Source organism: Hymenobacter volaticus (genome assembly GCF_022921055.1).
GTDB classification, from domain to species: Bacteria; Bacteroidota; Bacteroidia; order Cytophagales; family Hymenobacteraceae; genus Hymenobacter; species Hymenobacter volaticus.
Genome location: NZ_CP095061.1, coordinates 4,708,518 through 4,720,112, shown reverse-complemented (window position 1 = coordinate 4,720,112; position 11,595 = coordinate 4,708,518). Strand labels below are relative to the sequence as shown.

General features: G+C 52.9%; 3 protein-coding genes and 1 pseudogene. All 4 read left to right on the top strand.

All coding sequences use genetic code 11. The features are described from left to right. The first annotated feature begins 14 nt into the window (after nucleotides 1-14). The 4 genes and pseudogenes from MUN86_RS20610 (at nucleotide 15) to gcvH (ending at nucleotide 11,592) form a co-directional block, all read left to right on the top strand. A complete protein-coding gene (locus tag MUN86_RS20610; RefSeq protein WP_245119872.1) occupies nucleotides 15-2,285 on the top strand; it encodes an NADP-dependent malic enzyme in 2,271 nt (756 codons plus the stop codon). Between the two features lie 617 nt (nucleotides 2,286-2,902). Continuing rightward, on the top strand, nucleotides 2,903-3,508 hold the full coding sequence (gene ruvA / locus MUN86_RS20605; RefSeq protein WP_245119871.1) for a Holliday junction branch migration protein RuvA: 606 nt from the start codon (nucleotides 2,903-2,905) through the stop codon (nucleotides 3,506-3,508). A gap of 119 nt (nucleotides 3,509-3,627) precedes the next feature. Beyond that, nucleotides 3,628-11,036, top strand: a pseudogene (sov, locus tag MUN86_RS20600) (T9SS outer membrane translocon Sov/SprA). 175 nt (nucleotides 11,037-11,211) lie between these two features. Next, nucleotides 11,212-11,592 (top strand): glycine cleavage system protein GcvH, encoded by a 381-nt coding sequence (gene gcvH, locus MUN86_RS20595; RefSeq protein WP_245119870.1) that lies wholly within the window; start codon nucleotides 11,212-11,214, stop codon nucleotides 11,590-11,592. Nucleotides 11,593-11,595: the final 3 nt, after the last annotated feature.

Below are 11,595 nucleotides of genomic sequence, written 5' to 3'. Positions count from 1 at the left end.
CCCAAGAAATTCTCATGCTCAAAATCAACAAACAGGACGCCCTCGATTATCACGCCCAAAATCCCGCCGGCAAAATTGAAGTGGTGCCTACCAAGCCCGTCAGCACCCAGCTCGACCTGGCCTTGGCTTACTCGCCGGGCGTCGCCGAGCCTTGCCTAGCCATTGCCGCCAACAAAGACGACGTCTACAAATACACGGCCAAGGGCAACCTAGTGGCTGTGATCAGCAATGGTACGGCTGTGTTAGGCCTAGGCAACATCGGCCCCGAAGCCAGCAAGCCGGTGATGGAAGGCAAGGGCGTACTGTTCAAGAAATTTGCGGGCATCGACTGCTTTGATATCGAGATTGACGCCACCGACCCCGACGAGTTTATTCGCATTGTGAAGGCGCTCGAGCCCACGTTTGGCGGCATCAATCTGGAAGACATCAAAGCCCCGGAGTGCTTCCGCATCGAGACCGAGTTGCGCGAGCAGATGAACATTCCGCTCATGCACGACGACCAACACGGCACGGCCATCATCACGTCGGCCGCCTTGTTGAACGCGCTGGAAATAGTCGGAAAAGACATCAAGAAAATCAAGGTGGTAGTGAGTGGAGCCGGCGCGGCGGCGGTGTCGTGTTTGCGGCTGTACCTGGCACTGGGCTTGGAGCTGAAAAACGTGGTGGTGTTCGATAAAGATGGCATCATCAACGAGGCCCGCACCGACTTAGCGCCGTTGCAAATGCACTTTGCTACCACGCGCTCCATTAGTACCATGGCAGAGGCTATGGAAGATGCTGATGTATTCCTGGGCCTCTCGGCGGCCAACGTACTGCCGGCCGAGTTGCTGCTACGCATGGCCGACAACCCCATCGTATTTGCGCTGGCTAATCCCAACCCGGAAATTGCCTATGATCTGGCCATGGCTACGCGGCCGGATATCATCATGGCCACGGGACGCTCCGACCATCCCAACCAAGTAAACAACGTACTTGGTTTTCCTTACATCTTTCGGGGCGCGCTGGACGTACGGGCCACCGAAATCAACGAAGCTATGAAGCTGGCCGCTGTGCAGGCGTTGGCCGAACTAGCAAAAGAGCCAGTGCCGGATATGGTAAACCGAGCGTACGGCGACAATACATTAGCTTTCGGCCGTACTTATTTGATTCCGAAGCCCCTAGACCCGCGTTTGATTACGGCCGTAAGCCCCGCTGTAGCGCGGGCCGCTATGGAAAGCGGCGTGGCCCGGCGTGATGTAGAGGACTGGTCTGCCTACGAGGACGAGCTGCGCGGCCGACTGGGCGTGAACCAGAAGCTGATGAACCGTATTACGTCGTCGGCCCGCACCAATCCCAAGCGTGTGGTATTTGCAGAAGCAGATACGTATAAGATTCTGAAGGCGGCCACTATTCTGCACGATGAAGGCATTGCTCGCCCAATTCTACTAGGTGCACGCGAAAAGCTTACGGCCATTGCGCAAGCCAACAACCTGGATTTAAGCAGCTGCCAGATCATTGATATTCTGGAAGAAGACGCGCAGCGCGAAGAGTATGCCGAGTTGCTATATCGGAAACGGCAGCGCCGTGGCATTACGCTTTACGAAAGCCGCCGCCTGATGCGCGAGCGGAACTACTATGGCTCGATGATGCTGGAAACCGGCGCTGCCGATGCTTTTATTACAGGTCTTACCAAAGATTACAGCAAAAGCATTGTGCCCGCGCTGCAAGTAATCGGTGTGGAAGACGGCGTGAAACGGGTTGCGTCGATGTACATCATTCAGCACAAGAAAGGCCCGTATTTCTTTGCCGATACTACCGTCAACATCGACCCCACGGCCGAGGAAATGGTCGACATCATTGGCCTCACGGCGCAAGCCGTGCGCTTCTTTGGTACCGAGCCGCGGGTGGGTGTTATCAGCTACTCCAACTTCGGATCCAACCCCGGCACGCTGCCCGATAAGGCCCGACGCGCCACCGAGCTAGCCAAAGCCCGTTACCCCGACTTGATTTTGGACGGCGAAATGCAAGCCAACACGGCGCTCAACCCGCAGTTGTTGCAGGAGCAGTACCCGTTTTCCATACTGGCCGAGAAGGGCGGCGCCAACACGCTGATTTTCCCGAACGTTATTTCCGGCAACATTGCCTATAAAGTGCTGCAGGAAATCGGTGGAGCCGAAGTAATTGGGCCGGTGCTGATGGGTATGCGCAAACCGGTGCACATCTTACAGCTCGGGGCTTCAGTGCGCGAAATCGTGAACATGGCGGCTATTGCCGTCGTGGATGCACAACAAGCCAGCGGGACTTAAGGGCAATGTTGCATTGCAGTGTCTAGCTTGATAAAGCTAAACTCAACAACTAGCCGCTTGCCCACTAGCTTCTCCTTCCAATCTCGTTTTTCTGGCTTACATGAAAAGTTTGTCTTGCGCGGAATGGTTGTGTTGCTGGTGGGCAGCGTGCTCGTTGGTAATGCCGTCTGATTTAAGTTGTTTTTCATTCAGACGTTCCACGAGTGTATGTGCGTGGATTTCACATTCGCTTTGCCGGAGATACTTGCTAACCTACACATGGTAGATGAAGTTGGCATGCAGGTGTACAACCAACAAGCTGAGCGACAACTTGGAAGCCGAGTGTGCTAGGCAAACAGGAACTAGAGCCGAACATCGATCTGCGTGCCTCCATGAGGTGCTGTTGAATGGCGCTATGCCGCTAACACTGCTGGAACAACTAGTGAATCGTCACATTCCTTTCCACCACATCGGCTAAAGAGATTCTCGCTTAGCTAGGACCAGTAACTTAGAAAGTAGCTGGCAACAGCGGTATTCGTCGACAAACCCAATATTTTTAGCCAATAATGCCTGCCGGTTTGGGATAGAAAACTCGGCGGCTGGTGTTTTGCCTGACTCTAAGATTAAAACCCTCTCCTATGATTGCCTATATCGAAGGCCTACTCGCATACAAAGACCCTGCTCAAGCCATTCTTGATGTGAGCGGTATTGGTTACGAAATCAAAATTTCGTTGGCCACTTACGGCAAGCTGCCGGCTGAAGGCGAGAAAGCCAAGCTCTATACTTTTCAGCACATCAAAGAGGATGCACACACTCTCTACGGTTTTCTGGATCCTAACGAGCGGGCGTTGTTCTTGCATCTGATTTCGGTATCGGGCATTGGGCCGGGCACGGGAATCGTGATGGTGAGCAGCATGAGCGTGGGTGAAATTCGGCACGCCATCATCAACGAAGACGTACGCGCCATTCAGAGCATCAAAGGTGTGGGTCCCAAAACGGCGCAACGTGTTATTATCGATTTGCGCGACCGGTTACGCAAAGATGAATTATTGGCTAAAGCCGGGGTAGACACGGTGCCATTGGCTCGCACGCACAATACCAACCGCAGCGAAGCGTTGTCAGCTTTAGTAACATTAGGCTTTGCTCGGTCAGCAGCCGAAAAGAACCTGGATCAAATCCAGAACAAACACGGTAACGACTTGAGCGTGGAGGAATTGATTAAGTTTGCTCTTAAGTCAAATTAGCGTTTTAGGCTGCCAGTATCTATTTTCATTTGTAACACTTGAACTCCGGTAAGAAGTCCCTCACCGCCTCTTTGGTTGTTGTCGTGTCGTTGCTGGCCTGGTGGTCGCAAGCTGAGTCGATGGGAGATTCCACTTTTGCCATGCAGCAATTGTGGACTTCCTGGCTACCAGGTGCCGTATCACAAGGCGCAATGCCGTGGCTGATGCCTACGCCGGACACTCCGCGCGTCGTCTTGCCCGACACCAGCCGCTACCGTCCTAGTCGCCGGCCCAAAGTGGCGCCTGTCGACCGGGCCGGTACGCCCTTTTCGCCCCAACGCCGCCAGTCACCGCTGATATTGGATTTGCCTTCCAATATCAAGCAACAAATAACCCCCGACGATAGCCTCGAGTATTTCGATGTTGAAGAGCAGGTGGGTCAGGATGTTGACTTCCGTGAACCCAGCCGACTCAGCTTCAAAGAATACTCGGAGTGGCAGCAACGTCAGGCTATACGAGACTACTTCCGAAATCGTTCGGCTGGCGGGGTCACTGGTGACTCCAGTACGGCCAATGTGCGTCGTCTTATCCCAAAAATCTACCTTGGCCCGATGGCCGACCGTATATTCGGAGGAAGCTACGTGGATATCCGGCCAGCTGGCGCCGTAACGCTCCGCATGGGTGCCCGCTTCAACCGCAACGAGAACCCGACGCTCACGTTGCGTCAGCAGAAGGTTGGCGATTTTCAGTACGACCAGAACCTGAACCTGAACCTAACCGGTCAGATAGGGGAGAAGCTGCGGCTGACTTTCAACTACGACACCAAGGCGGCGTTCGACTTCGAAAACAACATGAAGCTCGACTACACGGGCTTCGACACCGACATCATCCGGAAAATAGAGCTCGGCAACGTGAGCTTGCCGCTCAACAACTCGTTGATTCAGGGCGGACAAAACCTGTTTGGGGTAAAAACGCAGCTCCAGTTTGGGCGTCTAGCCGTGACGGCCGTAGCCAGCAACCTGCGTGGCCAAGCAGATGAGGTGCGGGTGCAGAACGGCGGTCAGAGCCGACAGTTCGAGTTGAAAGCCAGCCAGTACGAGCGGGACCGACACTTCTTCCTGAGCCAATTTTTCCGCGACCGGTACGACCAAGCACTGAAAAACCTACCTACAGTTCAGAGTGGCGTGGAAATCCGGCGCTTGGAGGTGTACATCACCAATGATAACCGCCAGAGCGACAACCTGCGCAACGTGGTGGCCTTAATGGACTTAGGAGAGCCCCAGCGTGTGTATCGGCGTGGCTTTTTGCTGCCAAATCTTCCTGTTCCTGCCACGGCTAGCAACGCAAGCAACAGTGAGTTTGCGGCTCTGCTGGCGGGCGGCACCAGTTCCCGGGGTGAGTTGACCGTCGACAACTTTCTGAGTACAGCAACAGCAAACAAGCCGGCTCTGCTCAAAAATGTGGATTTCGAGCACGTGCGAGCTCGCAAGCTCGATACGCGCGAATACACCTTCAACGCGCAGCTTGGCTACATCTCCCTGAATACGCAGTTGCTGCCAGAGCAGGTGCTCAGCGTGAGCTACGAATACCTCTATAACGGCAAGACCTATAAGGTAGGAGAACTAGTCGACGACTATTCTAATGTAGGCCAGGACCAGGTCATCTTCATGAAGATGCTAAAGGCCACCAATCCATCTGTTGGGTTGGCTGACCCTACCCAGAATCCTCTCAACGAGAACCTAACGACGCGCAACCTGCCGACTTGGGATTTGATGATGAAGAACGTGTACTCGTTGAATGCTTCGCAGCTCAACCGAGACAACTTTCAACTGCAACTCGTCTACAAAGACGATGAGACGGGGGTAGACTTGATTTCGCTGAAAGAAGGCGCCAAGATTGCCAACCGGCCGCTGATTGAGGTGCTGAACCTCGACAACGTAAACCCTAACAACGACCGCAACCCCGACGGTAACTTCGACTATTTCCCGGGCATCACCATTGACCCCGAGCTAGGCAAAATCATCTTCCCAGTGGTGGAGCCGTTCGGTAGCTACCTGCGCAACCAGTTCGACACGCTCGGTGTAACACCGAACTCTAATGCTGCCAATGAGCGGGCATATATTCAGCGGTACGTGTACCAGGAGTTGTATCGGCAGGTGCAGAGCGACGCGCAGCAGCGGCAAGACAAGGATAAGTTTGTAATACGAGGCCGATTCCAGGCAACGGCTACTAACGAAATCAGCTTGCCTGGTATTGGTATTGCGCAAGGCTCGGTACGGGTATACGCGGGGTCGATATTGCTGGCAGAAGGTACCGATTACCAGGTGTTCTACGACCAAGCCATGGTCAAAATTCTGAATCCAGCGTATCTGAATTCGGCCAACGAGCTGCGAGTGGAATTCGAGAAAAACGCCTTGGTGCAAGTACAGCCTCGGCGCTTGCTCGGCGTCCGACTCGACTATCGTCTTAACCCTGACATCAACTTTGGGGCTACCGTATTACAACTGCGCGAAAACCAGGCGCCCGGTATTAACCGCGTGAACATCGGCGACGAGCCCGGCAACAACACCATTTACGGGTTCGATGTGAACATGCGCCGCGAGTCGCGGGCTATTACCAAGTACCTGGACATGTTGCCGCTGATTTCCACCAAGGAGCCTTCGTCGGTTGCTTTCAGTGGGGAGTTTGCGCAATTGCTGCCAGGTAAGTCCAAGCTTGGCAATGGCGAAAATGGCGTGTCTTACCTCGATGATTTCGAGAATGCCCGGACGCCTTACACATTAGGCGGCTTGACCTCGGCCGTGGCGTGGCGTCTCGGTGCAACACCCCGTACCTTCTCCAACTTCGACGCCAACGGCAGAACGGCTGGCTATCAGCGCGCCAAGCTGGCCTGGTACACCATCGACCAGACCTACTATACAGGTGGTGCTAGCCGCCCCAATAACATTGGGGCAGATAACACCAACAACCACTACGTTCGGGGATTCAGCGCACCGAAATTTTCCCTAACCGGGATGCTGGCGCTATTAACAACGCGTATGAGTACTCGTTTGACCTAGCGTATTATCCGTCGGAACGAGGACCCTACAATTACAATCCGGCGGCGGCTAATGGTAGTCTTCCTGTTCCTGAAAACAACTTCGGCGCCATATCCCGCGAGATTACCTTCGATACTGACTTTGATAATGCCAACGTCGAGTATCTGGAGTTCTGGATGATGGACCCATTTATAGACGGAGAAAACGGGAAAATAAACGATAACGAAAACCCTGCCACCAACAATACCACCGGTGGTAAGCTACTGATCAACCTGGGTTCGATTTCAGAAGACGTAATACGCGATGGCCAATACGAATTCGAAAATGGATTGCCTACTGACAACGATACGGCTAGAGTTACTCGCAATACAAACTGGGGTCGGGTAACGCGGCAACAGTTTCTGACAGATGCTTTCAGCAGTGCCGGCCGTAACCAGCAGGACGTTGGCCTTGAAGGGCTAAATGATACAGAAGAAACGACGTTTTTTGGCGCTGCTTTCGGTAATGACCCATCTGCCGATAACTTTCGCCACCACCTTGACCCTTTCTACGATCAGAATAATGTAGGAATTCTGGGTCGCTACAAGCAATACAATGGCTTGGATGGAAACTCGCGAGAAAATAGCCAGCTTAGCTCCACTGCTTTTCCTGATAAAGAAGACTTAAACCGCGACAACGTAATCTCCGACACTGAGAGTTATTTTGAATATGAGTTGGATTTGCAAAAGGGAGGGCTAGCGGTTGGTAGCAATTACATCGTAGATAAAGTAACAAGTACAGATAACCCTGCTAAAGAGGAGATAGCATGGTATCAGGTTCGGATTCCAATTCGCTCCTACAACAGAATACAAAGTGCTGCCAATGGCGTTCAGCCTAACTTCAAGTCTGTTCGGTTTCTACGCATGGTTATGACCGGCTGGCGGGACCCGGTGGTACTACGCTTGGTGCAGCCTCAGTTCATTGCCAATCAGTGGCGCCGCTACCTCGGCCCTATTGCTGATCCTAATGTGCCAGCTATAAACCTGGGAGAACAAGCATCAACTGGCTTCAATATCAGTACAGTAAGTTTAGAAGAAAATGGCGGCAGCAGCTCGCAAGGAACGGTGCGCTATGTGTTGCCTCCTGGTATCGCGCGTGACAAAGAATACGGCTCTAGCACTGTAAACCGCCAGCAGAACGAGCAGAGCTTACGCTTGTGCGTGGAAGGCCTACGGGACGGATACGGGCAAGCCGCTTACAAAAACTTGAGCCTGAATCTGGTGCGCTACAAGAAGTTGCGCATGTTCCTACACGCGCAAAGCGAAGATGGCTCCGTACGCAACGAGCAAGTACAGGCATTCGTTCGCCTCGGTACTGACTACAACCAAAACTATTATGAGTACCGCAAGCCTCTGGTCATTACGCCAGCAGGATCGGTACGGGAAGAGGAAATCTGGCCTAGTGAGAACCAAGTGGAAATTGATTTGCAACGGTTTATCGACGTTAAGGCCGAGCGCAACAGGCTTAATGTGCGTTACAACAGCACGTATACAGTAAACAACCCCGACGGCTCCACCATTACAGTTGTGGGTAACCCTGACATCAGTTCGGTGCAGGGCGCTATGATTGGCATTTTCAACCCAGCCAACGACGACCGTCCTAAGACGGTGTGTTTGTGGGCCGATGAACTGCGGGTGTTCGACTTCGACCGGGAGAATGGCTGGGCTGCTACAGCGCGCTTCAATACCAAACTCGCAGACCTGGCCAATATTACGGCCACAGGCAGCTACACGTCGGTTGGTTTCGGTGCCTTGCAAGACAAACTTCAGCAGCGTTCGTTGGAGGAAGTTACGCGGGGGGATGTAAATGCTACGGTAGCAGTTGAAAAGTTCTTCCCAGAAAAGCTCGGGCTGCGGGTGCCCGTGCTGGTGCAGGCCGGCCATGAAAGCCGCGCCCCTCAGTACGACCCGCTCGACCCCGACACCAAGCTCGACCAGTCGTTGCGCAAGTTTGGAACCAACGAGCAACGAGCCGAATACCGAAAAGAGGTTATTGACCAAACCAGCAGCAAAAGTATTAGTGTGCTGAACGTGCGCAAGGAACGCACTAATTCCGAGCGAAAACCGAAGCCTTACGATATCGAGAACGTGGCGCTCAGCTATTCATATACCGAGCGCAAGCATACCGATATCAACACTGATCGGGACTACACTCGCACCTACAACGGGGCTTTGGCTTACGTGTACCAAGCTACGCCGAAGGTATACACGCCGCTGGCCAAAGTAAAAGCGCTGGATTCGCCGTACCTGAAATTTCTGCAGGAAGTGAACTTCACGCCGTTGCCGAGCCGCTTCTCGTTCCGCGCCGACATCGACCGACGCTACAACGAGCGGTTCTTGCAGCGTGCTCTCGAGCCTGGTACTGTACCGGTGCTCTCAGGCCCTGGTATCTTCCAGAAGTCGTTCTATTTCAACCGGATTTATGACCTGCAGTGGGCCCTTACCAAGGGCTTAACGGTGGACTACACGGCCAACAACCGCGCTGTAGTAGATGAAGGGGTGGGCAGCACCATTGATGGATCTGACATTGCAAAGCGCAACCGCGAACAGCTCCGCGACAACCTGTTCCGCCGCGGCGGGCGCACCACCAACTTCAACCAGACCGTAGCCCTAACCTACCGGCTGCCGCTCGACAAGTTCCCGCTTACCGATTGGATATCGGCCGATACACGCTATGCCGCCAACTACACATGGCAGGCAGCCTCCACGGCGCTACGGGCCCCGTTGTATCCATCGATACCTGACAGCACCACAACTGAGGAAGTTCTTTTAGGCAACACCATCCAAAACAACGCTGAGTTGAGTGCCAATGGCAAGATTGATCTGGTAAAGCTCTACAATAAGGTGCGCTTCCTCAACATCATCAACAATGCTCCACCACCTGGCGCTGCCAACAAAACAGGTCCGCTAGCTCCTGGCGTAGTGCGGCGCCCCGGCGATGCGCAAGCTGGTGCCACTCCTGCCGATACTGCTAAGGGTCCAGAATTACGCTTCCTTAAAGCGGTGCTTCGCTCCCTGATGACGGCTCGCTCCATAAACTTCACCTATACCCGCAGCAATGGTACGCTATTGCCAGGGTACCTGCCTCGTACCAGGTTCTTCGGCCTCAACAGCGACTGGGATGCTCCTGGTGTGCCTTTCCTTTTGGGCAAGCAGTATGAGTTAAATGATCTTTTTAATCGTACTTATTCTCGCGGCTGGTACACCGAACGAAGTGACCTACTGAACACGCCTCTCAGTTCACTTTATACCGATAACCTCGTATATCGTACTGCGTTGGAGCCATTCCGTGATTTCAATATCCAAGTGGAAGGCCGCACGCAAAAGGTGAAAAACCGGGAAGTGTTCTACCGGACGCAAGTGAATGACACCACATTGGCACCTATTTTCGATGGTGAAGGACCTAGAGCCAGCAATCCACTTGGTTCGGGCTCGTTCAGTGTATCCGTTGTCACCATCCAAACCTTGTTTGGTGACTTGTCGAAGAACGGAACGGTATCTAAGTCCTTCGACCGGTTTGTGCAAAACCGGCGGTTTGTACAAGAGCGTTTACAAGAAAACCGCTTAACTGATCCTAACACAGGTCAATTTGGTAACTATGGCTATAACTCGCAGGACGTACTAATACCAGCTTTCCTGGATGCGTATCGCGGTAAATCTTCCGATAATTATAAGGCAAAGAAGTTTAACCCGTTCGCCCAATTGCCCATTCCCAATTGGCGCATCGATTATAATGGTTTAGCAGAAGTGCCCTTTATGAAGCGCTACTTCCGTTCTATCTCACTTACGCACGCCTATTCTTCGGTGTATAGTGTAGGGAGCTACACTACGGCATCATCTTATACAAGCGAGCCAGATGAGAATGGCAACAACCCATTTGGTTTAAGCTCTTTAACCAATGCTTCGGGTCAATACATACCGTACTATGTGCTTGGGCAGGTAAGCATCGCCGAGCGTCTCACGCCACTCATTGGGGTCAACTTCCAGACATTAGAGAAAATTACTGGTCGTTTGGAATTCCGCACCGAGCGGGCGGTAGCTCTCAATACCACCAACGCGCAGATAACCGAGTTGCACACGCAGGAATTAGTTATCGGCTTCGGCTATGCTACTAACCGACTGCGGTTGCCATTCCGAGTGGGAGGGGAGCAGCGAGTACTGAAAAACGAATTGACGGCTCGTCTCGACCTGAGCATTCGTGATAACACAACGATCCAGCGTACTATTGAGGATGTAGTGGATCCGGCAAATGCCACTGCGGCCCTACCTGCTTACGTTGGCCGCTCGGTTAGCTTACCTACCAATGGTACCAAGCAGCTTCAGCTGCGGCCCACCATCGATTATGTGCTGAACCAGCGTCTGAACTTGCAGTTCTTCTTTACGCGTACTGTTACGGAGCCTCGCGTCGAGAATTCTTATCGAAACTCAACTACCGAAGGCGGCATACAGTTGCGTTATAGTTTGTCACAGTAAGTGACCAGTGGTTTGAAGTGTGAAGTGGTGAGTTTGCTGTTCGAGCAGTGCATGTAATGCCGTTGGAACAGCAAACTCGCCACTTCACAATTTCATGCCTCGCAATTTCACCACTTCAGCGTACTTTTGAGCTACCGCATTATAAGCGGCTATCTTTTCCTTCAAATTAGCCCTCATGAATCTGCCTGCCAACCTCAAATACACCAAAGAGCACGAATGGATCCGCGTAGAAGGTGACGTTGCGTATATCGGCATCACCGACCACGCCCAGAAAGAGCTTGGAGACATTGTATATGTTGACATCGACACGCTCGACAAAGAAGTTGCCCAAGATGAGGTGTTCGGGACGGTAGAAGCTGTGAAAACGGTGTCCGATTTATTTAGCCCTATCTCAGGTACTGTGTTGGAAGTAAACAGCCACCTTGAGGGAAACCCTGAAGCCGTAAACTCCGACCCCTACGGCGACGGCTGGATGGTGAAAATAGCTATAGCTAATGCTGCCGAGCTAGATGGACTTCTGTCCGCTGAAGCTTACGGCGAACTAGTAGGTGCATAAGAA

Bases quoted from the DNA above. Each gene is read 5' to 3' on its own strand.
- gcvH (WP_245119870.1), top strand. From the start codon at position 11,212: ATGAATCTGCCTGCCAACCTCAAATACACCAAAGAGCACGAATGGATC.
- ruvA (WP_245119871.1), top strand. From the start codon at position 2,903: ATGATTGCCTATATCGAAGGCCTACTCGCATACAAAGACCCTGCTCAA.
- MUN86_RS20610 (WP_245119872.1), top strand. From the start codon at position 15: ATGCTCAAAATCAACAAACAGGACGCCCTCGATTATCACGCCCAAAAT.